The 25,704-nt window shown below is 42.2% G+C and carries 26 protein-coding genes; 18 read left to right on the top strand and 8 right to left on the bottom strand.

Annotated elements, in window-relative coordinates; translation table 11 throughout:
* Positions 1-143 precede the first annotated feature (143 nt).
* Positions 144-1,340: a putative lipid II flippase FtsW gene (ftsW, locus tag JMX96_RS11735; protein ID WP_201569220.1), complete on the top strand. Its 1,197-nt coding sequence runs from the start codon at positions 144-146 to the stop codon at positions 1,338-1,340.
* A 136-nt stretch (positions 1,341-1,476) separates the two neighbouring features.
* Here the strand turns inward: ftsW and gluQRS are convergent, their stop codons facing one another.
* From gluQRS to JMX96_RS11705, 6 genes are all read right to left on the bottom strand, one after another.
* Positions 1,477-2,472 carry a tRNA glutamyl-Q(34) synthetase GluQRS gene (gene gluQRS, locus JMX96_RS11730; RefSeq protein WP_201569218.1) on the bottom strand — a complete coding sequence of 332 codons (996 nt, stop codon included), beginning with the start codon at positions 2,470-2,472 and terminating at the stop codon, positions 1,477-1,479.
* 243 nt (positions 2,473-2,715) lie between these two features.
* Positions 2,716-3,153, bottom strand: a complete 438-nt coding sequence (gene dksA, locus JMX96_RS11725) for an RNA polymerase-binding protein DksA (protein WP_057762021.1) — start codon at positions 3,151-3,153, stop codon at positions 2,716-2,718.
* Between the two features lie 492 nt (positions 3,154-3,645).
* Complete coding sequence (locus JMX96_RS11720; protein WP_201569216.1) at positions 3,646-4,485, bottom strand: metallophosphoesterase; 840 nt, start codon at positions 4,483-4,485, stop codon at positions 3,646-3,648.
* A 316-nt stretch (positions 4,486-4,801) separates the two neighbouring features.
* Positions 4,802-5,605 (bottom strand): metal ABC transporter permease, encoded by an 804-nt coding sequence (locus JMX96_RS11715; RefSeq protein WP_114701802.1) that lies wholly within the window; start codon positions 5,603-5,605, stop codon positions 4,802-4,804.
* Positions 5,606-5,709: 104 nt separating this feature from the next.
* On the bottom strand, positions 5,710-6,507 hold the full coding sequence (locus JMX96_RS11710; protein ID WP_201569214.1) for a metal ABC transporter ATP-binding protein: 798 nt from the start codon (positions 6,505-6,507) through the stop codon (positions 5,710-5,712).
* Positions 6,508-6,579: 72 nt separating this feature from the next.
* On the bottom strand, positions 6,580-7,158 hold the full coding sequence (locus tag JMX96_RS11705; protein ID WP_201569212.1) for a Fur family transcriptional regulator: 579 nt from the start codon (positions 7,156-7,158) through the stop codon (positions 6,580-6,582).
* 210 nt (positions 7,159-7,368) lie between these two features.
* Between JMX96_RS11705 and JMX96_RS11700 the strand changes: the two genes are divergently transcribed.
* The 13 genes from JMX96_RS11700 (at position 7,369) to JMX96_RS11640 (ending at position 20,455) form a co-directional block, all read left to right on the top strand.
* Entirely contained in the window at positions 7,369-8,262 is an 894-nt protein-coding gene (locus JMX96_RS11700) for a metal ABC transporter solute-binding protein, Zn/Mn family (protein ID WP_227677037.1), read from the top strand.
* A gap of 277 nt (positions 8,263-8,539) precedes the next feature.
* The gene (locus JMX96_RS11695) at positions 8,540-8,938 is read left to right on the top strand and encodes an ATP synthase subunit I (protein WP_201569208.1); all 399 of its coding nucleotides are present in this window, start codon (positions 8,540-8,542) and stop codon (positions 8,936-8,938) included.
* A gap of 676 nt (positions 8,939-9,614) precedes the next feature.
* Positions 9,615-10,481 (top strand): F0F1 ATP synthase subunit A, encoded by an 867-nt coding sequence (gene atpB, locus JMX96_RS11690; RefSeq protein ID WP_101205957.1) that lies wholly within the window; start codon positions 9,615-9,617, stop codon positions 10,479-10,481.
* A gap of 33 nt (positions 10,482-10,514) precedes the next feature.
* Positions 10,515-10,763 carry a F0F1 ATP synthase subunit C gene (atpE, locus tag JMX96_RS11685; RefSeq protein ID WP_010197960.1) on the top strand — a complete coding sequence of 83 codons (249 nt, stop codon included), beginning with the start codon at positions 10,515-10,517 and terminating at the stop codon, positions 10,761-10,763.
* Between the two features lie 117 nt (positions 10,764-10,880).
* Positions 10,881-11,351 (top strand): F0F1 ATP synthase subunit B, encoded by a 471-nt coding sequence (locus JMX96_RS11680; protein WP_101205956.1) that lies wholly within the window; start codon positions 10,881-10,883, stop codon positions 11,349-11,351.
* A 13-nt stretch (positions 11,352-11,364) separates the two neighbouring features.
* Positions 11,365-11,988, top strand: coding sequence for a F0F1 ATP synthase subunit delta (locus JMX96_RS11675; RefSeq protein WP_057762004.1), 624 nt, complete (start codon positions 11,365-11,367; stop codon positions 11,986-11,988).
* Positions 11,989-12,081: 93 nt separating this feature from the next.
* Positions 12,082-13,626, top strand: a complete 1,545-nt coding sequence (atpA, locus tag JMX96_RS11670; protein WP_057762002.1) for a F0F1 ATP synthase subunit alpha — start codon at positions 12,082-12,084, stop codon at positions 13,624-13,626.
* A gap of 216 nt (positions 13,627-13,842) precedes the next feature.
* Entirely contained in the window at positions 13,843-14,724 is an 882-nt protein-coding gene (atpG, locus tag JMX96_RS11665) for a F0F1 ATP synthase subunit gamma (RefSeq protein ID WP_102093132.1), read from the top strand.
* Between the two features lie 38 nt (positions 14,725-14,762).
* Positions 14,763-16,196 (top strand): F0F1 ATP synthase subunit beta, encoded by a 1,434-nt coding sequence (atpD, locus tag JMX96_RS11660; protein ID WP_057761998.1) that lies wholly within the window; start codon positions 14,763-14,765, stop codon positions 16,194-16,196.
* A gap of 114 nt (positions 16,197-16,310) precedes the next feature.
* A complete protein-coding gene (locus tag JMX96_RS11655) occupies positions 16,311-16,727 on the top strand; it encodes a F0F1 ATP synthase subunit epsilon (protein WP_057761996.1) in 417 nt (138 codons plus the stop codon).
* A gap of 600 nt (positions 16,728-17,327) precedes the next feature.
* Entirely contained in the window at positions 17,328-18,044 is a 717-nt protein-coding gene (locus tag JMX96_RS11650) for a response regulator (protein ID WP_057761994.1), read from the top strand.
* 329 nt (positions 18,045-18,373) lie between these two features.
* A complete protein-coding gene (locus JMX96_RS11645; RefSeq protein ID WP_201569206.1) occupies positions 18,374-20,071 on the top strand; it encodes an ATP-binding protein in 1,698 nt (565 codons plus the stop codon).
* A 204-nt stretch (positions 20,072-20,275) separates the two neighbouring features.
* Positions 20,276-20,455 (top strand): hypothetical protein, encoded by a 180-nt coding sequence (locus JMX96_RS11640; RefSeq protein ID WP_201548390.1) that lies wholly within the window; start codon positions 20,276-20,278, stop codon positions 20,453-20,455.
* A 38-nt stretch (positions 20,456-20,493) separates the two neighbouring features.
* Here the strand turns inward: JMX96_RS11640 and JMX96_RS11635 are convergent, their stop codons facing one another.
* Positions 20,494-21,969, bottom strand: coding sequence for an ATP-binding protein (locus JMX96_RS11635; protein ID WP_201569204.1), 1,476 nt, complete (start codon positions 21,967-21,969; stop codon positions 20,494-20,496).
* A 426-nt stretch (positions 21,970-22,395) separates the two neighbouring features.
* Here JMX96_RS11635 and rpsP point away from each other — a divergent pair, with 426 nt between their 5' ends.
* The 4 genes from rpsP to rplS all read left to right on the top strand — a co-directional run bounded on the left by rpsP (position 22,396) and on the right by rplS (position 24,834).
* A complete protein-coding gene (gene rpsP / locus JMX96_RS11630) occupies positions 22,396-22,665 on the top strand; it encodes a 30S ribosomal protein S16 (protein ID WP_021812802.1) in 270 nt (89 codons plus the stop codon).
* Between the two features lie 165 nt (positions 22,666-22,830).
* Positions 22,831-23,364 carry a ribosome maturation factor RimM gene (gene rimM / locus JMX96_RS11625; protein ID WP_201569202.1) on the top strand — a complete coding sequence of 178 codons (534 nt, stop codon included), beginning with the start codon at positions 22,831-22,833 and terminating at the stop codon, positions 23,362-23,364.
* Between the two features lie 77 nt (positions 23,365-23,441).
* A complete protein-coding gene (gene trmD / locus JMX96_RS11620) occupies positions 23,442-24,206 on the top strand; it encodes a tRNA (guanosine(37)-N1)-methyltransferase TrmD (RefSeq protein ID WP_201569200.1) in 765 nt (254 codons plus the stop codon).
* Positions 24,207-24,411: 205 nt separating this feature from the next.
* A complete protein-coding gene (rplS, locus tag JMX96_RS11615; RefSeq protein WP_057761981.1) occupies positions 24,412-24,834 on the top strand; it encodes a 50S ribosomal protein L19 in 423 nt (140 codons plus the stop codon).
* 239 nt (positions 24,835-25,073) lie between these two features.
* Here the strand turns inward: rplS and JMX96_RS11610 are convergent, their stop codons facing one another.
* Positions 25,074-25,634 carry a DUF4442 domain-containing protein gene (locus JMX96_RS11610; RefSeq protein WP_102093128.1) on the bottom strand — a complete coding sequence of 187 codons (561 nt, stop codon included), beginning with the start codon at positions 25,632-25,634 and terminating at the stop codon, positions 25,074-25,076.
* Between the last annotated feature and the right edge of the window lie 70 nt (positions 25,635-25,704).

Below are 25,704 nucleotides of genomic sequence, written 5' to 3'. Positions count from 1 at the left end.
CTAAAATAGGTGCTAGCTAAGGCGTTTGCCGATGGTTACAGGTTTTCTATCACCATCTATTTAGTACGATTTATTTTATGATTTTTTAAACGGTGGCGTTTCATAGACGCCGTGTTTTTTCGTTTGTTAGTGTATATAAAATTATGGCGCTCTCTTCTTTTTTTCGTTCCTCGCCCCAAACCAAGCAAACCTCTGGCTCAGATGGTGTTCTGTCTATGCCATCAGCGCGCGCAATTTTATTATCAAGCGTCGGCTGTATGATGGTGCTTAGTCTGCTGATGGTTGCTTCTGCTTCTATTCCTTTTGCGCTTAGCCGCGGTATGACTGAGCTGTATTTTTTCAAAAACCAGTTGTTGTATATGACGATTGGTTTAATCGTTGCGGTCATTCCTTATTATAGCGTGTCTTTACGCACACTATATAAGACCGAGACCCAGTTTGCTTTGTTGGGCATCACGGGGCTATTACTTGTTGCCACATTGTTTAGTACGCCAATTAATGGTTCCAAGCGCTGGCTTACGGTAGGTGGTTTTAACTTTCAGGTAGCTGAGTTAGCCAAACTGGTCATGATTGTGTTTGTATCTGACTTTGTGGTGCGCCGATCTTTTGAAGTTCGTAATGGCCTAGATGGTTTTTTGCGAATTATGCTGGTAGTGGCGCTGATAACGATACTGCTATTGTCGCAGCCAGATTTTGGTTCTTTTGTCGTCATTATCGGTACACTGTTCGCGATTTTTTATATCGCTGGGGCACCTTATAAGCACTTCTTAGCCTTGGGTGCTGCTGCTGTTGGCGGGGCTGTCTTGATGGTGACTACGGCAGAGTACCGATTGGTGCGTGTGATGTCGTTTATGGATCCATTTGATGACGTACAGGATACCGATTATCAGTTGGCACGTAGTTTGATCGCCTTTGGCCGTGGGCAGTTCACGGGTGTCGGCTATGGCGAAAGTGTACAGAAACTGTCGCATTTGCCTGAGGCGCATACGGATTTCTTATTAGCCATTACGGGTGAAGAGTTAGGGTTCGTCGGTGTCAGCATGGTACTGATACTTGAAGCGTTGATCATCGGTAGTGCGATGCGTATCAGTTACAACGCGCTAAAACGTCGTCAAATGCGTATGAGCTATACCGCTTTCGGAATCGGTGTAGTATTTATTGCCCAGACGATTATTAACGCTGCGATGAACATGGGTGCCATTCCAACCAAAGGTCTCACTATGCCGTTCTTTAGTTATGGCGGTTCGTCTATGTTGATTAGCTTGGTTATGGTCGCGCTATTATTGAAGATATATAAAGAAAGCCCTGAGATCGAGAAAAGCCAATGCCGTTATTACTAATAGGCTCTATATATAATAGTCTTTGCATAGACTCAGAGTTTCGGTAAATAGTGTTTAGCATTATTGCAATAAAAAGCGTCACTTTTAGTGGCGCTTTTTATTGTCTATGTTATGACTTTTGATGGAATAATTCTCATTAATAAGACAAGTTTAACTGTTGCTTACCTTGTAGCGGGGTATTGTCCCATTGCGCAATGGCTTGTTTGAGCATGTTTTCTGGGGTGTCGATATCGACCTTTGGTTGCTGCAGTAGCGATAGGGCTTCAGCAATAAGTTGACTCGAATCTGATGTGTCGATTGGTTGAGCAAGGTTTTGCTTAGAGAGCTTTTGGCCATCAGCATTATTAATCAATGGCAGATGATACCATTGGTCAATAGTGGGTAGGCGCGCGGCTTGCATGATACCGATTTGCGCCGTCGTCATAGGTAGAATATCAAGACCACGCATGATATGAGTAACCTGCTGTAGACCATCATCGAGACTGGCTGCCAGTATATAATTAATCATGCCATCCTGACGACGAGCGACCATATCGCCTAATGTCTGCTGCGGATTATCCCATTGTAGTCCTTGAATACCGTCATTGAAGCCAATCCGATAGTCTGGTAGCTGAATACGTAGCTTATGCTGCTGTCTATCAAGGTCAGCTGCTACACAGCGACGTGGATAGCGCTGCCGATTTGGCTGTACTTGGCTAATAGATGAAACTTGTTCGTCTAACGATGTCTGGTCGGTCGCCGCGGCTAAGCTGGCACGACTATGGTTTCTACTTATCTCTTCTTGCGCCCAGTAATGTTCTAAGTCTTTACGAGAGCATTGGCAGCCATAGGTCAACGGCCCTAGGTATGATAATAGATAGTCGTTGTAGATATCAATGCGCTCAGACTGATAAATAACATCACCATCCCAATGTAGCCCAAGGGCCTCAAGATCCATCAAAATTTGCTCAGTGAACTGTCTATCACAGCGTTCAGTATCGGTATCTTCCATACGTAACAGCCACTTACCACCGATTGATTTGATATGGCAAAAGCTGGCAAGCGCGGTGGTTAGAGAGCCAAGATGTAACTCACCCGTTGGTGAAGGCGCAAAGCGGCCAATGGGCTGTGATGGTGGCGTTTGAGTCGGCATGGCGGTAGGCATTGTTTTCAAAATAAATGGCTGTCTATAAAAGGTAATAAAGATAGAATAATAAATATGAGTAACAAAAGATATTCATTAAATGAGATTGTTTTGTTAGTCATGTCATTATTCAAGCGATTATATTTATTCAGAATAAAGTCAGTAACGCAGCAAAATAGTGACAGTCTAAAATACAAAAAGCGACCTATTATAAGGTCGCTTCTGCTTACATTCATATCTGTAATATCTGATCTAAGCGCCTTGGTTTTGACGTTCTTTGATTTCAGATAAGGTTTTGCAGTCGATACATTGGGTAGCGGTTGGACGTGCTTCAAGGCGACGTAATCCAATCTCTACACCACAAGTCTCACAAAATCCATAGTCATCATTTTCGATTTCTAACATAGATTTGTCGATTTTGCGGATAAGTTTGCGCTCACGGTCGCGAGTACGTAATGCCAATGCAAACTCTTCTTCTTGAGTGGCACGGTCATTGATGTCTGGCATGGCGCTTGACTCATCTTGGATGTAGTTTTTGGTACGATCCGCTTCGCCAATCAGTTGGTTTTTCCAATCCAATAAAATAGCCTTAAAGTGCTCCAACTGCGCATCAGACATATACTCTTCGTCTTTGGCCGGCACATAAGGAGTAAATTTAACTTCACTCGGATTCGTGGTCAGGGTGCTCATATGGGTATCCTACTTTTTCAAATTAATTCAATAAAACGACGTATCAAAAGACAAGACGTTATTAATGCTACAAACGCTACAATTTGTCCTTTTATCAAACGTTTCACCACTTGGTAATACAAGTAACACAGCTGATCAAATAATATCGTAGACTTTATATCTTGACAGTTATATACCGATTGTTAGATAGGTTGTTATATAAACTTCGGTTTGAAAAATACTGTCTAAAGCATGCCGTAGGTCATTTATTGTGAAAACTGAGCTTGTGGTTAATGGGCCATCCTAGCTATCTTGCAGTGGCTTCATATCAGATATTGGGCCACCCTTGCTTTATTTCATAAGTTGTATCATTGTTTGTAATAATAATGAAGTGATTTTTTATATTGAATTCATATTTTATTTGTTCATCACTGCATTTTTGATTAGGAATTATTGACGAAAGCTATAAGTACAAAGGGCTATAGCTTTTACTAGTACCAATAATTCTGGGCATCAAGTATCCAGTCTTTCAACCCAGCTTGCAACTGTTCCATTGTTGGCTAATTGCAACCAGCGATATCCTGGTAATGCCTGCTCATCATAAGAGAAATCATCTTCATAAGGTTTGAACTGATAGCAGGTCGATGGCGTGCTATACACCGTGACGCCTTGGCGCAGTCGAACTTGCTCTTGGTGAGTATGGCCACTGATCACTACTTGTAGCTGTTCAAATGGCGCCATATGCTGCCAAAAGCTCTCAGTGTTTTCTGCCATATGGGTATCAATCCAGTCAGAATCAACTGGAACAATATGATGGTGTAGGGCGATTAATGCGGGCTTATCACAGGTGCTGAGTCTCTCACATAACCAATTGATATCAGTAGGCGTAATCTCGCCTGCGACCTTACCAGAAATGGAGGAGTCTAATAACAACAGCTGCCAGTATTCAGTTTCAATGACATGACGACTTAACAAGCGTGAGTCAGCAGGCTGAGCGACAAGCTCTCGCTGAAAAAATGGCAAGTCTTTACCATTCTCGTCCGTCACATCATGATTACCAGCAATACAAGCAAACGGAATCTGAGTCGCCTGTAATACAGTAAAGATATGATCGTAAATTGAGGACTTTACTCGATTGACCAAGTCACCAGTCACAATAATCAAATCACAGCGAATATCTTCACTAAGTGCCTGCTGGAGCACTGCTTCAAAACTACGCTGACAAGCCATGTCGTCACTATAGGTATTACTCTCATCAACAAAAACAGGCGTCGATAAATGCAAATCAGTAATTTGTAAAATATTTATCGTTTTATCAGAGGTGCTTAACTTATTGGCAGGATAGTTTGGCATTGGTTCAGTCCCTTATCGAGTCACAACAATAAGTATTGTTAGCGCGAGTATGGATAAATGAGCTACTATTTTTCACTGGGTATTTATAATTATCATCAATATACTATAAAAGAGCACAGCGTTTGCCTTGAACTTACTTTGACTCTAATCAACGATATTTATACTATCAACTAGCAATAGCAAATTTAAAGTCTAGAGCCGACTTATAGTATTATCGAGCTAAAGTATTCATTATATTAATAAAATAAAGTCGAACAAAAAGATAGCGAAAAACAGTCATAATTTATTCATTATAACGTATTTACAGCGTCGCTAACTAAAGTTTTATCTTTATTAGCTTCGAAAAAATGAGTGCAGTAAAAAATAAAGCAGCTAATATCAAGACGATAGAAAGACCTGTCTGAATATCCAACCAAATACTACCCCACACACCAAGTGTCACACCCAGTTGAGCGATTATCAACGCTATAATCACCATTTGTTTTGGCGATGCCGACCATAGACGTGCGGTCAGTGCAGGTAGCACTAATAATCCGCTGATTAATAGACTGCCAACTGCTTGTAGAGCAATCGCACAAAACCCTGCCAGTACACCCATAAAAAACAGCCGTTGCCGTGTTGGATTGATACCTTGAATACGTGCCAATGCTTCATGCGTTGCGAGCTTGATTTGCGCGGGCCAAATATAAATAAGCAGTCCCAAGCCAGCTAATACGCTACCAGCAAGCAAAGGCAAATCTGCCCAATCGAGATCTAGCAAATTGCCGAATAAAAACCCGAGCACATTGGCCTGTTGGTCAGTCAATTGGGTTAAGGCTAGTAGGCCTAAGCATAAGAGTGAAACCGACACGACTGCCAATACAGCATCCACTGGCAGACGCTCATCATCAATCAATACCAGTCCCAGTACGACCATGACACTGATCAATGCAATGCCGATACCCATTGGCAGTTGCCACCATACAGCCAAGGCTACACCTAGCAACGTGCCATGGGCTAAGGCATCGGCGAAGAATGCCATACGCCGCCACAATACCAAGCAACCTAACGGCGCTGATAATAACGCTAATATACTGCCAGCGATCCAAGCAGGCGCAATGATGGCTAACCAAGCAGTCATAATGAATGTCCGTAAAAATTTTATAAATAGAGTAAAGCCATATTATTTATATGTTTGATAGTTTTGGCTTTGATGAGCTAGATTTCGAGCTTTGTTTATTAAAACTATAACTCGCTTGGCGCATGGTGTTCACAGGCATGGGGCTGATGTACGTATGGTTGTTCATAATGATGACCAAATAGCTTTTGAAATTCAGTACTAATAGCTAGCTCGCTTGGTTGTCCTTCACAGCAAATATGCTTATTCAAACAAATGACGCGGCGGCTGCCTTTCATGACCCAATGCAAATCGTGAGACACCACCAGCATGGCGCAACGTAAGAAATCAGGCAGCTCGTCAATAAACTGGTATAGCCAAACTTCAGTATCGGGATCGAGACCCTGCATCGGCTCGTCTAAAATAAGCAAGTTGGGTTTGTCTAGTAGCGCTCTGGCCAATAGTACGCGCTGCGTCTCACCACCTGATAAATGCAACATCTGCCGTGACAGTAGATGGGTTAATGATAAGTTATCAAAGATAAACTGCCGCTGCTCAGGGGTTAAACGTTTCTTATCTGCTTGCCCCAACAAGTCGCAGACACGTAGCGGCAATATCGGTGGCACAGCAAATCGCTGCGGTACGTAGCCAAGCTGTAGCGGATGATGTGCTGTCATAGAGCCATCAGTTGACTCAATCAAACCTAAGATAAGTTTGACTAGCGTTGACTTACCAGCGCCATTGGGACCGATAAGGCTGACCGTTTCATTAACAGCAATGTCGATATCTATGTGAGAGAGCAGGCGTTGAGGCCCGATATGATAACTGATATTGTTTAAGCTCAATAATTTGTCAGCATTACTCACAGTACTGTCATTTGTAACAGCAGGATTTGACTGATTAGAAGGTAGGGTAGAGGTATTCATAATATGACAACGCATAGGTAAATAGACAATCGACGAATCATGCTTAAAACGTTCACAAAAACCACAGTAGCATTACTGGCAAGCTTGACAACGACCGCTAAGCTCAATGACACTACGCTCAACCACAAACCCTACATCTTGCTCGGCGAAGCTCATCATTTCCTGAACGGGTAGGCTGCTGCATTCTTGCACACGTTGACACTGATCGCAGATCAAAAAGGCGGCTGTATGCTGGGCGCGCGGATGACAGCAAGGAACATAAGCATTAATAGAGGTTAATTGATGAATCAACCCTTCACTTAGCAAAAATTCTAAACTGCGATAAACCGTTGGTGGCGCGACATTTTTCGGCGCGCGTTTTTTGGTTGTCTTAGTGTCTATCAAAAGTGTTGGTGAGCTAGTTACTTTTTGAGTATCGCTGTCATCAGTTATAGACAGTCGCATTTGCTGCAACTGAGTGATTAAGTCATAAGCTCCGACGGGCTGATCTGCCTCTAAGACCAATTGATATATCTGCTGACGCAAAGGAGTAAATCGCGCGCCATTTAGACGGCAATGCTCTTTAGCTGCTGCTAAGCGTTCATGAACATCATGCGGAGTCAGATCTTGCACATCATGCAAATGTTCGCAGATCGATGAAGTAATAGACATGGTACAAGCTCCTAAAAATAGCATGGTAATCGCATGACGTTTTTTATGATAGCGTTTTTTATTGTTATAGTATAACATACTAAAATAAGAACTAAGTGAATTGTCTTATAGTAGTCTTGTATATCTACCCTTTTTACAGGAGTGGGGCAAGATACTATGACTTATACTTTCGTTATCCAACAATGCTATCTAACAATAAAAGAGCTTACTATGAACGCTGTGTTTACTTACTCCGTACGTTCGCTTATCACATTACAGCGCTTGCTAATGACAGGACTGATAGTTTTAGGAACTTTCACGCTGAATGCACAAGCTGCAACGGTCAGTGTTAGTAATTATCCGCTATTCTTGTTAAGTGAAGCAGTAACAGAAGGCGCGCCATCAGCCAATCGACTATTGCAAGCGGGGGAGGTGGGTCATCATGGTAGTATCAGCCCTGGTGATATCAAGGCAATCAAAGACAGCAAGTTCGTGGTATGGTTCGGTGAGCCGCTAGAAAACAATCTAGCAGCAAGTCTAAAAACAGCCCCAAATGCCATTGCTTTATTTGAGTTTGATGCATTCAATCGACATCCATTACGTGATGTAAAGGGCGACGCTATCGCGGGTACACTAGATCCACATATTTGGTTAGACCCTGAAAATGCCAAAGCCATTACCCGTGCATTGGCTGTAATACATAGCCATGCTAATCCACAATATAAAGACCTATACCAAGCCAACGCGAAAAAATTTGCACAGCAACTAGACAAAGAAGTTACTGCATTTGAGCAAAGCTCTATTCAAAGTGCCTCAAAAACACGACCTTATTGGGCTTATCATGATGCTTATCAATATATCGAAGACAGCTTACACTTAACGCTCGTCGGTAGCCTTAGCGTAGATCATCATCTATCACCCAAAGCAAGCCAACTCCGTTGGTTAAATGAGCAACGCCCAGCCAAGCAAATGTGTTTGATTAGTCCAAGTGAGCCAGCAAAAGGCTTACTTGCGAAGTTACAACCAGTGAAGAGTACGGTACAGCCAGAAGATATGAGTAGTAGCGATGACTTTATCAGCGGTTGGCAGAATATGGCCAAACAGATATATCAATGTATCTCTTAATGTAGCCAAAAACAGCAATTTGCTAGGATTGTTTAAGTTGGTTGTACAGCTTCGCTTCAAGCATTTATTATAGACTACGTAATATAATAATCTTAGCAAAATGCGTTAGGTGACTGATAAAAGTCATATTTTACTTGCTTAATAGTTACGCTCTACCTATAATAAGTAGCGTTTTATTTTGGCCGAAAGGTAATGCCTGTAGAGTAAGTCATTCACGGATAAAATTATCATAAGTATGATATATTGTCCCAATGCTGTAAAGGCTATAGGAATACCGATGACCAAGCCTGCCAAACGCACGCAAAAAGACAAGATTGGCATCTATATTAAACGACAAGCATGGATACTATTTATCCTTATTATCATTGCTTGGATAGTAGATACTATTTGGTTACATAGTGAGCTTACGATAGCAAAAAGCACTGCAATTGGTGCGCTACTAAGTTTCATCACTCAAGCAGTATTTGCGTTTTTTATTTTTTGGTACACCGGATATCGCGCGCGCCAACACATCGTTAGCCAGCTATATCGGGGTCAAATGTCAAAATGGTTATTGACCGTGTTTGGTTTTGCACTAATTTTTATTACCGTACAACCCCTATCTGCGCCAGCGCTGTTTATCGGTTTTATGGTAATGCAAATTAGTCACAGTTGGATGTTGTGGCATATACGCTAGCGCTAATAAATGATCGCTAAACAGATGGTTTATTAATAGTACTGGCAAGTCACCCTGCCGTCCAGCTTCTCTATGACTAGTTCGAAAAGTCGAAGCACAACGCTGTCTTAGGATAGCACCAGTGATTATAAAGACCGCACTATGAGTCTCAATGTTAGACGTAGTATGCAGTGAGAGGGTAGGGGTTATTCAACTATCTGTATTGCTGATAATTAGAGTACGGTTATCTGATTATGGTTAGTAGCTATATTAGCAAGTAAAACTGGTGGCTAACTTATTCATACAGTGGATAAAAAAATCACAATTGACTTTACACGAATACAACGCTGCATTAATATAGGCGGCTAAATATTTTGCTTATAAGCGCTACATTAAGCGCCGATCGTAAAAAACGGTCAGTGGGCAAGCACATATATAATAATTTTGCGTATAAAAATGCAAGGGCTATTACTGAGTTATCATAAGCCCTTTTTTGATAGCTAAAATTTATCTCACGCTATCAAATACTGCATATTAGTAATAGAACTATGGGTTGGATGTTGTTGGTTACATGAGTGATTTAGTACGGTTTATTTGTCTGCTTAATAGCAAGATAGATATCAATACTACACCTCATCAGATGACAACCATATTTTTGGTAGTTGATTAAATCGTTGATTAATAAGAAGCTTACATTATGGCATCCGAGCAAACATCATCAGAATATATCTCTCACCACTTAACGAATTGGACGTATGGCTATCTGCCGGGCGAAGGTTGGAAAGTTGCTCATACTGCTGAAGAAGCAGGGGCAATGGGCTTTAACGCTATCCATCTTGATTCTATGCTATGGTCGATTGGTCTAGGTATCTTATTTTGCGCCGTCTTTTGGATGGTTGCCAAAAAAGTCACTTCAGGCGTGCCAGGAAAAACTCAGGCAGCAGTTGAGATGATCGTTGAGTTTGTTGATAACAACGTTCGTGATTCATACAGTGGTACATCAAAACTGATTGCGCCATTGGCGTTGACCATTTTTGTTTGGATCTTTTTGATGAACTTGATGGATCTAATACCTGTTGATTTCATTCCAGGTATTGCTGGGCAAATCGGTGCCGCTATGGGCCATGATCCACATCATGTTTTCTTTAAGATTGTTCCAACGACTGATCCTAACATCACGCTTGGCATGTCGTTCTCTGTCTTTGCACTGATTATCTTTTATAGCATTAAAGAAAAAGGTTTGGGCGGCTTTATCGGTGAGTTAACACTGCATCCGTTTGGCGCCAAAAACCCAATCGTACAAGCGATTTTGATTCCCATCAACTTCATCCTAGAAGCAGTTACTCTAATAGCCAAACCTGTATCACTTGGTTTGCGTCTATTCGGCAACATGTATGCTGGGGAATTGATTTTCATACTGATTGCTCTAATGCCGTTTTGGATTCAATGGGCGTTATCGGTACCGTGGGCTATCTTCCACATCTTAGTTATTACACTTCAAGCGTTCGTATTCATGATGCTGACGATAGTTTACATGTCGCTTGCATCATCAACTGAACATTAATTAGACATTCAATAGGTAAATGAGGATACATCAATGGATCCAGTATTAGGTGGTTACACAGTTATCGCAGTAGCACTACTTATCGGTCTTGGCGCACTTGGCACAGGTATTGGTTTTGCTATTCTAGGTGGAAAATTCTTAGAAGGCGTTGCGCGTCAACCAGAGCTTGGCTCACAATTGCAAACTCGTATGTTCATCGTAGCAGGTCTTCTTGATGCTATTCCGATGATCGGTGTTGGTATTGCTATGCTATTGTTGTTCGCTAACCCTCTAGCAGGTTAATCCGAAAGCTCAGTTGTAAATGTTTGGTATTCGGAGACTTTCTATCAAATATAGTCAAGATTTGACTACCAAACATGATCAATGAAACTGATTTTTCATTAACAAAGAGGTGATCACGTGAATATCAATTTTACCCTCGTCGGTCAAGCCATTGCTTTTGCAATATTTGTGATTTTTTGCATGAAATTCGTGTGGCCACCACTTATCGGTGCCATCAATGAGCGTCAGCGTAAAATTGCTGAAGGTCTGAATGCCGCAGAAAAAGCAAAAGCAGATTTGGCGACCGCGGAGCAAAATGTCCAGCAGGAACTTGATCTTGCAAAGACCAAGGCTGCCGCTCTAATCGAGCAAGCGAACAAGAGTGCCAATCAGCTCGTCGAAGATGCAAAATCGCAAGCCCAAGCGGAAGGCGAGCGCATTCGTCAACAAGCGCAAGCATCTATCGATCAAGAAATCAATCAAGCGCGTGAATCATTGCGTGCCCAAGTTGCTGAACTGGCTGTACTTGGTGCAGAGAAGATTTTGCAAGACAAAGTCGATGTGCAAAAACATGCCAGTATGTTAGACCAACTGGCGGCGAAGCTGTAATTGTGAGGATATAATGGCTGACTTATCAACCTTAGCACGACCGTACGCTAAAGCCGCGTTTGACTATGCCAACGAAAACGGCGCAGTCAACGAGTGGGAAAACTTCTTACTTGTTGCTAGCACTGTTGTCAATGACAAGTCGTTCAGTACTTGGCTAGACAATCCAGCTGTTTCTGCTGAGCATAAGTCAGCTGCTTTGGTCGATCTTTATGATACGCAAGTAGCTAGCGCTAATGATTCTGCTTTCAAGCAGTTATTAAGCGAAGCTCAAGGGACTAGTCTTGACAGTAACGTAAGCTATCCAAAAGTATCAGTAGCACTTAGTAACTTCGTTAAACAGTTATCAGAACAAGAGCGTCTGGCGCTGCTTCCTGAAGTTTATGAGCATTATCGCCGTCACAAGGCAATAAGCTTAAAGCAGCTTGACGCATATGTGACCTCTGCCTACCCATTGACTGATGAACAGCGTCAAACGCTACAAACGCGTCTTGCTGCCTCGCTAAATGCTAGTGTAGTGATTCACGAATCAGTTGATCCAAGTCTATTGGCAGGCGCTACAATCAAAGTCGGTGACAAAGTCATTGATGATTCGATGCGCGGCAAGTTACAACAGTTAAAAACACAGCTAACTGCCTAATGCCAATCATCAATACAGTCAAATATTGACTGTATGATTATAAGAGCAATTAAGTCAGTGGGCGGGTTATCATAAATTAAAGGAAACAAGGCAATGCAACAATTGAATCCAGCGGAAATCAGTAACCTGATTAAGCAGCGTATTCAAGACCTTGATGCGGGTGCAACTGCAAAGAATGAAGGCACGATTGTCAAAGTATCTGACGGTATCGTGCAGATTCATGGTCTTGAAGATGCCATGTACGGCGAAATGATTGAGTTTGAAGGCGAAATCTACGGAATGGCTCTTAACTTAGAGCGTGATTCTGTTGGCGCGGTAGTACTTGGTGATTACCTAAAGCTGCAAGAAGGTCAAAAAGCCTATTGTACTGGTCGTATTCTTGAAGTACCAGTAGGTCCTGAGCTGTTAGGCCGTGTTGTTGATGCTTTGGGTAATCCTATTGATGGCAAAGGTCCTATCGATGCCAAGATGACTGATAAAGTCGAAAAAATCGCTCCAGGCGTTATCGACCGTCAATCAGTAGATCAACCAGTAATGACTGGTTATAAAGCCGTTGATACCATGATTCCAATCGGTCGTGGTCAGCGTGAGCTTATCATTGGTGACCGTCAGACTGGTAAAACAGCGATGGCTATCGATGCGATCATCGCACAGAAAGCGTCAGGCATTAAATGTGTATACGTGGCTATCGGACAGAAACGTTCGACTATCGCTAACGTAGTACGTAAGCTTGAGCAAACTGGCGCACTAGAATATACCACTGTTGTGGTTGCTTCAGCATCAGAGCCTGCAGCACTTCAGTATATCGCACCGTACTCAGGTTGTACGATGGGCGAATACTTCCGTGACCGCGGCGAAGATGCACTGATTGTATTTGATGACTTATCAAAGCAAGCAGTTGCTTACCGTCAGATTTCACTACTATTACGTCGTCCGCCAGGTCGTGAAGCTTATCCTGGTGACGTATTCTATTTACACTCACGCCTACTTGAGCGTGCATCACGTGTAAATGCTGATTATGTAGAAAAGTTCACTAACGGTGAAGTGAAAGGTAAAACTGGTTCTTTAACCGCACTACCAATCATTGAAACACAAGCTGGTGACGTATCTGCATTCGTACCAACTAACGTGATTTCGATCACTGATGGTCAGATATTCCTAGAGTCTAGCTTATTCGCCTCAGGTATCCGTCCAGCAGTAAATGCTGGTATCTCGGTATCTCGTGTTGGTGGTGCCGCTCAGACTAAGATCATCAAAAAGCTATCTGGTGGTATTCGTACCGCTCTAGCTCAATATCGTGAACTAGCAGCATTCGCTCAGTTCGCATCAGATCTTGATGACGCAACTCGCGAACAGCTTGATCATGGTGAGCGTGTGACTGAATTGATGAAGCAGAAGCAGTATCAGCCGATGTCAATCTCTGAGCAAGCAGCCGTTATCTATGCTTCAAACGAAGGCTTCTTAGCTGACGTACCTGTCGAAAAGATTGGTTCTTTCGAAGAAGCGTACCTACGTTATATGCATGATGAGCAAAGTGAATTGATGCGTGAGATTGATGACACTGCGAACTACAATGATGATATCGCAGGTCGTTTAAAGTCATCTCTAGAGACCTTTAAACAAAATCACAGTTATTAATTTAACGGGTTAAGCCGAATTGGTTATAACTGTAGCTTAGAGCTGATAAAGTGGCGCGTTGTCTGACCAGATATTTGCGCCACTGTTTTAACCATTACCGGTATTAGATCGCGTAATGCCACAAGATATAAAATGTTATTCTGTAGGATTGATGTTGTATATCAAACGATTGTCGCATGCGCCAATGCTTTTTAACCCTCTTATATTGGAATCATTATGGCAAGCTTAAAAGAGATACGTGCCAAAGTCACCAGTATTAAAAGCACCCAGAAAATTACTCGTGCTATGCAAATGGTAGCGGCAAGTAAAATGCGCCGTGCGCAAGAGCGCATGGAAGTGGGTCGCCCGTATGCTGATAGTATGCGCCGGGTTATTTCACATTTGGTGCATGCCTCATCAGACTACAAACATCCGTATATGGTATCGCGTCCAGTCAATAAGGTTGGCTATATTGTCATTACCTCTGACCGTGGCCTAGCGGGTGGTTTGAATATTAACTTATTCAAAGCCCTAACTAAAAGTATCCAAGATTATCAAGATCAGTCTGTACAAGCTGAGTTTGCAGTCATCGGTGCCAAAGGTGTGAGTTTCTTTAAAAACTTTGGTGGTAAAGTTACATCGGCTGTGACCGATTATGGCGATAAACCAACGTTTGAACAGTTGAATGCACCGGTTCAAGCGATGCTTGAAGACTATAGTAACGGCAATATTGACCGTATCTATGTGGTCTACAACCGATTCGTCAATGCGATGACTCAGAAACCAACAGTCAATCAGTTGGTTCCTCTACCAGAGCAGTCATTTGATGATGAAGACAGTGGTCTACAGACAGAACTTAGCTGGGATTATATCTACGAGCCTGACATCAAGACGTTAATTGATGAATTGCTTGGTCGCTATATTGAGTCGATTGTTTATCAAGCGGTAATGGAAAACATTGCCTCTGAGCAGTCTTCACGTATGGTTGCGATGAAAGCGGCAACAGATAATGCTGGTGACCTTATTAACGATTTACAGTTGGTTTATAACAAGCTGCGTCAAGCGGCGATTACCCGAGAAATCTCGGAAATCGTTGGCGGTGCTGCTGCTGTTTCATAATTGACTACACCTATATATAGAAGTTCAAGGAGAACGCAATGAGTAGCGGTCGTATTGTACAGATTATTGGCGCGGTTCTTGACGTTGAGTTCAACCGTAATGAAGTTCCTCAAATTTTTGATGCCTTGCAAGTAGACGGTACCGAAACTACCCTAGAAGTACAGCAACAGCTAGGTGACGGTATTGTACGTACTATTGCAATGGGTTCAACCGAAGGTTTAAAGCGTAACCTACCTGTTACTAATACTGGCGCACCTATCTCTGTGCCTGTAGGTACTGGTACGCTAGGTCGCATCATGGATGTTCTTGGTCGTCCTATCGATGAAGAAGGTCCTGTTGTTGCTGACGAAAAATGGTCTATCCACCGTGAAGCGCCAAGCTACGCGGATCAGTCAAACAGCACTGAGCTACTAGAGACTGGTATTAAAGTTATCGATCTACTTTGCCCGTTCGCTAAAGGTGGTAAAGTTGGTCTGTTTGGCGGTGCTGGTGTTGGTAAAACCGTTAACATGATGGAGCTGATCAACAACATCGCTCTAAAACATGAAGGTTTGTCAGTATTTGCTGGTGTTGGTGAGCGTACTCGTGAAGGTAACGATTTCTATCACGAAATGCAGGAAGCTGGCGTTGTAAACACTGAAGACTTCAGTAAGTCTAAAGTAGCGATGGTATATGGCCAGATGAATGAGCCACCGGGTAACCGTTTACGTGTTGCACTGTCTGGTTTGACCATGGCTGAGTACTTCCGTGATACCAAAGATCCTGTTACTGGCAAAGGTCGTGACGTCCTATTGTTTGTTGATAACATCTACCGTTATACACTAGCGGGTACAGAAGTATCAGCACTACTTGGTCGTATGCCGTCAGCGGTTGGTTATCAGCCAACACTAGCTGAAGAGATGGGCTTATTACAAGAACGTATTACGTCAACTCAGTCAGGCTCTATTACTTCAGTTCAAGCGGTATACGTACCTGCGGATGATTTGACCGATCCATCACCTGCTACAACGTTTGCTCACTTGGATGCAACAGTTGTACTAAGCCGTGATATCGCATCACAAGGTATCTATCCTGCGGTTGATCCATTGGATTCAACATCACGTCAGTTAGATCCACAAGTAATCGGTGAAGATCATTACAATGTTGCTCGCGGTGTTCAGGAAGTTCTACAGCGTTATAAAGAGCTTAAAGACATCATCGCTATCTTGGGTATGGATGAGTTATCAGAAGAAGATAAACTGGTTGTTTATCGTGCTCGTAAGATTCAGCGCTTCTTGTCTCAGCCATTCCACGTAGCTGAAGTCTTCACTGGTGCACCTGGTAAATACGTACCACTACGCGATACCATTGCTAGCTTTAAAGCAATCATCGCTGGTGAATACGATGACCTACCAGAGCAAGCGTTCTACATGGCTGGTAGCATCGATGAAGTAGTCGCTAAAGCTGAAAAAATGAAGTCTAAGTCAGCGTAAGTTGTATGAGCATAAGCTAACGAGTAGATATAATATAAACCTTGTATCTACTCTTCAGTAACGCATCGCAGTTTTACTGTTTTTTGATCGCGCTTTGATGGTAAGGAATTAAGTATGGCAACGTTACAATGTCGCGTCGTAAGTGCTCGTGAAGAGTTGTATTCAGGCGAAATTAGCATGTTAATAGCTACTGGTACCGAAGGCGAGATTGGTGTATTGCCAGGTCACACACCGCTTATTACTTTGCTAAAGCCAGGTGCAATGCGAGTGCAAACACCAAACGGTGAAGAAGAAGTAATTTACGTCTCAGGTGGCGTACTAGAAGTACAGCCTAAGATGGTTACGGTATTGGCTGATACAGCCATGCGTGCACACAATCTTGACGAAAGCAAAATCGTCGAAGCACGTAAAAAAGCTGAGCAAATGCTAGTTAACCAGTCTGATACGCTACAAACCAATGCGGCTTTGGCCTCACTTGCAGAGTCAGTAGGACAATTACAGACTATTCGTAAGTACAAAAACCGCGCGTAATTTATTACTGATAGCTCTAGCTAGTCATTCAGAGTTATCGCTAGAAGTAATAATAAAAAGACAGTCCATTATATGGGCTGTTTTTTTATGTCTATTCATTATGAAATTAACGGTTCTGCGGTAAATACACACGGTTATTACTTGGATAGTATTTGCGGTAGTTCAATCTATTCTCAGGAAAAATCTTTTATTATCAATGAATCATCGCCTATTGGAATTTTCTTAAAAAGACACTGGCGACAACGTTAATATATGGTTATATTAGACATAACGTATTATAAGCAACGAGCAGTAACTGTACGCGATAATGTTTGCTCAATGGTTTGGATAATTAGCAAACGATAGATAATACAAATTGCGATGTACTAACGAAGTAATTGACGTAATTTCTGGACGCAAACTAAAGTTTTGATAGGGGTAGTTTATAGGTTTTGTTACCGACTATCAGCTATAGTATAGGAAGCTGATAATTTAATAGTATACTGTGCTACCAAGTTTGTAACAGCTATACGAACATCAATTGTGCCACTATATGGTGCTATTAATTTTACCGCTCTTACTTTTACTGCTTTTAAATTAGATGTATTAGAGGATATAACAATGACAACGAATGAAGAAGACAACACCCCCCGAATCTTGATTGTTGAAGATGATGAGCGTCTGGCCATGTTGACTCAAGATTACTTGGTCAAAAATGGTTTAGAAGTGGCAATTGAGACTGATGGTAATCGTGCTATTCGCCGTATCGTCAATGAGCAACCAGATATGGTTGTACTTGATGTCATGCTACCTGGTAGCGATGGTTTGACCGTATGCCGTGAAGTGCGTCCGCATTATCAAAATCCAATTTTGATGTTGACTGCACGTACTGAAGACATGGATCAGGTATTGGGTCTTGAGATGGGTGCTGACGACTATGTTGCCAAGCCTGCTCAGCCACGTGTATTGCTTGCCCGTATTCGTGCGCTACTGCGCCGCTCAGAAAATGCACCATCAGAAGATGTGCCACAACGTCTAGAGTTTGGCGAGTTAGTTATCGACAACGGTGGCCGTTCAGTTAACCTAGGTGATGAATTGGTTGATTTCACCAGTGCTGAATATGATCTACTATGGTTACTTGCTTCTAATGCAGGTCGTATCCTATCTCGCGAAGATATCTTTGAGCGTCTACGCGGTATTGAGTATGATGGTCAAGATCGTTCAATTGACGTACGTATCTCACGTATTCGTCCAAAAATCGGTGATGATCCAGAAAATCCAAAACGTATTAAGACCGTACGTAGTAAAGGCTATCTATTTGTAAAAGAAGGCAACTAATATTGTTGCTTCTGTACATTGATTAATTATTAATCGCTATTCGAAAAAACCAGCAACGATGCTGGTTTTTTTGTGGCTAAATTCTAATTTTTAAACTTAAATGCAGTGTTATGTGGTTTAATTAACCCATTATTGTAGACACTGACTAAATATATGTCATACATATAAGTCTTTGGATGATTGCCACATATGAATTAAAATGCGGTAATTAAAAGTCAAAGTTAAAGTCTCTCTCTATTCGATCATGTTCGATATCATCAAACACATAGCACTACCTATATGTTTGATGATATTGGCAATCTCTATTTATTAAGTTGGTCACGGCACGTATGTCATTAGTCTCTTCTTTAAAACACAGTATTTTTGTTCGTATCTATGCTGGGCTACTTATAGTCTGCTTATGTGTGGCATTGTTTGCGCAGTTATTGATGGATACCATTAATAAGGAGCGTGTGCAGTCCTATCGTGAAAATATGGCAATGGGGGCGTTCCATTTGGTGAGTGAAGGAATCTCTCACCAAAATACCGAGGAAGAGCGTGAATATTGGTTATCAGATGCAAGTAGTTTGTTTGGTACTACTTTTAAAGTCTTACCTATTGACGAAGTAGACTTTAGTGCCAGTGAGCTACGCCGCTTTAAAAATGATAATACCGTTGTACGTTATTTTAACCAGCCTGTATATGCAGATGTTTATTATCGTTTGCCGGACAACAAGAGTGTGTTAACAGCAAGAATCTCTCAAGTTACCGAGCAGCAAGTACGGGCAATTGCAGTCTTTTTATTAGACGATTTGTCTTATCACATGACACTATCGGACAAGCGCGCACGTTTGGCTGAATTGGAAAAGAAGTTTTCTTTCCCTTTAGCATTCAAAGCAGTTAATACGCTTGAGTTAGATTCAGATCAGATGGCTCGTCTGCGTCGTGACGAAGTTGTTATATCGCTGCAAGATACTAACAGTAGTACGAGTAACTCTGCGATTAGGGTAATAGTACCCTCTGAAATCAATGATATGGCAATTTTAATTGGGCCTATACCTTTATTTAACTGGTTTCCGCTTAACTTAATCATTAGTATGATTCTTATCAGTATGTTCCTAATTAGCTTGGGTGTATATGCGCTCATCTTCCCGCTTGAACGTAAGCTGCAATTGATTCAGGTAGGTGTGAATGAGGTCAGTCAAGGTAACCTTGATATTCAAGTACAGGTTATTGGTCAAGATGAAATAGCGCGTTTGTCAGCGACTTTTAATGCTATGACCTCACATATTAAACGTTTGATTGAATCACAGAGAGAGCTTACCCGAGCGGTCTCACATGAGCTGCGTACGCCAGTGGCTCGTATTCGATTTGCAGTAGATATGCTTGCTGATACGGATGACGAAGACTCACGTTTTATGCAGCGTGATTATATTGATGAAGATATTGAATCGCTTAATGGTTTGATTGATGAGATTTTGACCTATGCTAAGCTTGAGGAAGGATCACCAAAGTTAGATTTAGAACCAGTGAACTTAAGAGAGCTGTTAGAGCAGATCGAGCGCGAAACCAATGCGCTAGGTAAACCTATCAAAATAGTAACCAGTTTACCAAATGCAAAAGTAACAGCAGTGGCAGATAGACGCTACTTACACCGTGTGATTCAAAATCTTGCAGGTAATGCATTACGCTATGCAGAAACAACCATTATCATTAGTGCTGGTGTCAAAAAAGGTAATGCCTTCGTTAGTGTCGAAGATGATGGACATGGTATTCCTGAAGCAGATCGCGAAAAAGTATTCATTCCATTCTCACGTTTAGATGATAGCCGTACACGCGCCTCAGGTGGCTATGGTCTAGGCTTGTCTATTGTATCGCGTATCGCCTTTTGGTTTAATGGTAGTATGAAAGTAGATGAGAGTCGTGAGTTAGGCGGTGCAAGGTTTGTGATGACATGGCCTATCAAACCATTGACGCAAATTCTTGCTGCTGATGAATTGACGCAGGAGAAAAGCGAGCGCGACTTCGATACTAAGTTGTCAGATTAGGTCAAGTTATAGAGCTAAGCTATAAGAGCGAGCTATCAGGCTAAATTATCATGCTAAATTATCAGACTACGCCATAATTATTAGTCATGATACTAAAGACAATCAGCGGCATCTTAATGGTATAGCGCCATAGCGCTTTGTAGCTAGATGACGCGCTCGTCGCTATTTTTAAGACGGTTGGACAATGTCATAGGAGGGCATAGGATGCCATATTTATTTGGTGGCTTGGTAGTGTTGAATGCGATTACGCTAGGCTATTATTTATTCTTAAAACAGCCGTCAACGACCCAAACACTACAAGCAGCTCAGGCTGAAATTACCCAGCCATTAGCTTTTACTAACAGTGCTGAGTATATCCCGCCGGCTATTGGTAGCAAAGACTAGCTTTGATATCTTTGCTTATTCAGATTGAAGTCTCATCACTATTTTGAATTTGGTACCGTATTGTCTACCTCAGATACCTCTTCTACTTCAGCAGCTAGCGAAGTATCTCCAGCGACTTTAGAGAGTAGGGGAATGCGTACGCATACTTGTAGTCCACCTTCAGGGTGGTTAATGGCTTCGACGGTACCATGATGTAAGCGGGCAATACGATCAACAATCGCAAGACCTAGTCCGCTACCTTGAGTAGTCCGTGCCGTCTCTCCACGTTCAAACGGTTGCATAATCCGCTCTAATTGATCGTCAGCGACGCCATCACCGCAGTCTCGTACACAAATCACTAGTTGTTCTTGAGCTTCTTTGTTCACCACATTTTCGCTGACTACGTCTGTATCTTCGTCTTTGACAGTTTCTATAAATGTCGGTACAACCGTTGCCGATAAATAAATAGGTGGTTTTCCATAACGATTGGCATTATTGACCAAGTTGATAATCAGACGCTTGATGGATAATGGACGTACGGGAACGACCTTGTCGCATTCTGACTCATATACAAACTTCATTGGCGCAAACTGCACCATAATTTCATTAAATATGGTATCTAGATTGGTCAGGCTGACTGGCTCATCAGAACCATCTTTCATAAAAGAGATGAACTGCTCCAAAATAGCATCCATATCTTCAATATCATAAATCAGCCCTTCACGGAAAAAATCATCTGGTAGCATTTCTGCGGTTAAGCGCATACGTGTCAACGGTGTACGCAAATCGTGTGAGATGCCTGCGAGCATAATAGTTCGCTCTTTTTGAGCTTGGTTCAATGTCGTAAACAGTCGGTTAAAGGCCATATTAACTTGACGTATCTCTGTGGGGCCTTTTTGCGTTGGCAGTGTGGTTGCATGACCTAGACGAATATAGTTAGTAGCTGCACGTTGTAGGTAGCGTAGTGGGCGATTTAACTGACGCGCTAATAGAATAATCGTTAGTAACGATAGGATAGGCAGTCCAATCAAAAATAGCACCAGTAACGTCGGGCTATACTGCGAATAGTAGACGACAGGCTCACGCACCCAAAAACTGTCATCACGGCTATCTTGTACCCATAGCTGCGGTGTTGGCTTAAATTTAAAATAGACCTCTACAGGGCGACCGAGCTGTGCACCGATTTCACGTTGCATTACGTCCGTAAAAAAGCTCACGAATGGCTTGTCAGCGACTTCTGGGAAGTCGCTGGGGTTATTCACCACGACGACATGAGAGTGCTGGTAAATCCATTGGCGTACTTCGGGACGACCCTGCCAGTCTTTATTAACACTATTGATCAGCTGCAACTCACTCGTCAAATAACGCGCATGGTTTTTTAGCTCTGGCAGATACAGGCTGCGCCAAAAGAACAAAATTGATAAGCTCACACTGATAAGCACAATAAAGGCAACCATCAAGGTCGTTAGCCAAGTGTTGGAATAAGAGCGTGGTAGCCAACCTTTACGACGCGGCTTTGGGTTTGGAGAGATCATATGTGTTCAACAGAGTAAAAGAAAAGTTATTGTGATATAGCGTGTAGCTCTCTAATTGCGATTGCCTTAAAGCTAGTCTGTGCATCAATCTATAGCGATATATCATAGAATAGCATAATCAATAAATAGTACTGATACAGTATGCAATCGACGAGCGAGCCAGATAGTTATTGAAATAGGTATAAAGTTAAGCTTAAGGATAAATGTATTTAGCAATTGTCTATTTTTCAGAAAGAGCGATAGTAATTTATAGAATCTAAAGAAAAAATTTAAAAATAAGCCATTATCATCAGTTATATTTTACTTAGGTCGACATTTAAGCTATTGTTAATAAATAATTAAATATGCACAGTTTATGTTTTCAACAAATAAAGACTGTGATATAATTATGCCCTTTTTGGTATACCTGCGAAAGAGAGAATTCACATGGTTGTTATTCGTTTAGCACGGGGCGGTGCCAAGAAACGCCCATTTTATCAAGTAGTTGTTGCTGATCAACGCCGCGCGCGTGACGGTCGCTATATTGAAAACATCGGCTTTTTTAACCCACTCGCTAAAGAGTCTGAAGAAGCAGTACGCCTAAACATGGAAGCGTACAATGCGTGGATCGCAAAAGGTGCACAACCTTCAGATCGCGTTGCTTCATTAGCAAAAGCTTACAACAAGTCTGCAGCTCAAACTGAAGCAACTGCTTAAGTTTTGGTTGTTACTGAGACGTTCATAGCAAAACTATGACATGACTCAGTAGACTTTAGAATACATAGCGTAACTGGTCTGACCAGGGTGCGCCATTAACTGTTTATCGCTTTTGACGCAATTGTTTTTGCAATTGCTGTTTTAATCATTGTTAGGTTAGCTGCTATGTCATCTGTTCCAAACGCTAGTGCCCTTATGAAAATTGGTCAGCTTAAGAAGCCTTACGGCATTAAAGGCTGGCTTTGGGTATTTAGTGATACGGATGACCGTACAGCGATATTCGACATGAAGCCGTGGTGGATGAAAACTGCCACTGGCATGAAACCTTTAACTGTGAAGGCTTGGCGTGAGCAAGGAACAGGGATCGTAGCTCAATTTGAGCAGATTCTTGATCGTAATGTTGCTGAGACTATGAACGGTGTTACCGTTTGGGTCGAACAAAACGTCCTGCCTGAAACAGCTGAAGACGAATATTATTGGTCGGATTTGGTCAGTCTGCGCGTGATAAACGAGCAGAATGAGTATCTAGGTAATATCACTGAAATGTTTGAAACCGGTGCCCATGACATCATGCGTGTAACGGCAAATTCAGACAGTTTAGACAATGAAGAACGCCTGATTCCATGGCATAAGCAAACTGTAATAGAAGTCAATATGACTGAAAAAACAGTGCTTGTGGCATGGCCGAGTGATTACTGATAGCGTTTCTGGCTTTTTAGTCAGACGTTGTTATTACTTACACCGATTGTTTTAGCCTTAACGCAAGTAGACATCAGATGTATTTTGCCGTAATTAGTATTTTTCCTGAGATGTTTGCCACGATTCGTGAATTTGGAATCACGGGCCGAGCAGTGACTCAAGAGCAAGTTACGATTGAATGCATTAATCCACGTGATTATACCACCGATAACTATCGCCGTATTGATGAGCGCCCTTATGGGGGTGGTCCTGGAATGGTCATGATGGCTGAGCCATTATCGAAAGCCATTGAGGATGCACGATTGCGTGCCAGTCAACATGGTTGCCGTGTCGATAGTGAGCACTGTCCGGTGATTTATATGTCACCGCAAGGACAGACGCTTAGTGAGAGTAGCGTAGTCAATATGACTGATTACGATGGCATGATTTTATTATGCGGTCGTTATGAAGGTATTGACGAGCGTTTACTGTCACAATATGTCGATATGGAAGTATCGTTAGGTGATTACGTGTTGACTGGTGGCGAGTTGCCAGCAATGGTGCTGATGGATAGTGTGATACGTCGTCTGCCTGATATCATGGGTGATGACATGTCAGCGGAGCAAGACTCTTTTGTCGATGGCTTGCTTGACTGTCCACACTATACTAAGCCGCATGAGTTTGCGGGTATGGCGGTTCCTGAGGTATTACTTTCAGGTCACCATGCTAATATCGCTAAGTGGCGTTTTAGTCAGCAAGTCAGTCGTACGCAAACGCGTCGTCCAGACTTATGGCAAGCGTTTACCCCAACGGTAGAGCAAGCGAAGTGGTTGAAAGCATTGGCCAAAGCAGATAAAAAGTAGATTTTTAGAATCTGACTTTATCGTTACTAGGTTTGATAAACAGTTAAGAAACAGAATTTTGAGCAATAATAAAACGAGTCATAGCATAGTGGCCGTTGGTTATAACCCATTTACGTTGTGTCTCACTATAAAGAGATGCGATTAATTATTACAAACAGGTGATATGCGTCAAGCCTCTATTATCTAATGTGAGGAGATAACTCTCATGAGCAACAAGCATCCATTGGTTCAGGTCATCGAAAACGCTCAATTGCTTGAGCGCCCAAGCTTTGCACCCGGCGATACCGTTGTGGTACAAGTAAAAGTACGTGAAGGTGAGCGTGAGCGTTTACAGGCTTTTGAAGGCGTTGTAATTGCTAAGCGTAACCGCGGTTTAAACTCAGCGTTTACCGTACGTAAAATCTCAAGCGGCGTTGGCGTTGAGCGTGCATTCCAATTGCATTCACCAATCATCGAGAGCATCGAAGTGAAACGTCGCGGTGCTGTTCGCCGTGCGAAACTATACTACTTACGTGAGCGCTCTGGTAAATCAGCACGTATCCGCGAAAAACTTGGTGCTCGTCCAGTTGCTAAGAAAAAAACTGACGCTGGCGTACCTGATGCAGTTGATACTGCACCTGGTATCTAAGCACAAGTTTGCCGTTTTGAGTTAGTCCTATAATTTTAGGATTGGCTCCAGACAAGGTAATAGTAGATACAAGCCCTTATTCATAGGTTTATTTATAAATAAGCGGGCCATACCAAAAAAGACGAAACCCCAATCTATGCGCAAGCTAGATTGGGGTTTTTGTATGTATAGCATTAATAATTTGAATTTTATCAGCTCTGATATTACCAGCTCTAATAGCGCCAGTTATAAGCTAAAGTTTATTGAGCATCAAAGGTATCGATGCGGTTGACTTGCTCCTTGGACTTACTGTATTTGCGCAGTCTAATGTATAAAGTCTTGGTGACGGTCGCAATTAGCTTTTGCTGCTCATCCACGATGTCGACTTTATATTCACGGAATACCGCTTCGCCTTCTTTTGCCAGCTCTTGAATGGTAATGATTTCAGAGCTAGGTATTTTCATGCGTGCAGTGACTTTGCTACTGCCAGGCGCAACAAAATCAATGTGCGAGCTTTTGTCCCATACCACGTAATTGCTACCCAGTTGATGCATCAGCATAAGCATATAAAAAGGGTCGACCATTGAATACAAGCTACCACCGAACTGAGTACCGACGATGTTTTTGTTTAGGGTATTTAGCCCCATGCTTACCACGCACAAACCCTGATCGAGACTGATATGATCGATTTTGATACCTGCGCCAATATATGGTGCATAAGTATTAAGGCGTAGCTTTAATAAATGCGGTGTCAGCAATGGCATGATGCTTTGCTTGGCCCGACGTTTCAAAGTCTCAAGGTTGGTAGGTAATACACTCATAAACTTGTCCTATTGCCTTTTCTCAATTTTTTGATTGTATCAATAATGCGGTTTTACACAGTATTACTGA

This window comes from Psychrobacter sp. JCM 18900, from assembly GCF_904846625.1.
Classification (GTDB): Bacteria; Pseudomonadota; Gammaproteobacteria; order Pseudomonadales; family Moraxellaceae; genus Psychrobacter.
This window is presented reverse-complemented; position numbering and strand designations above follow the sequence as displayed.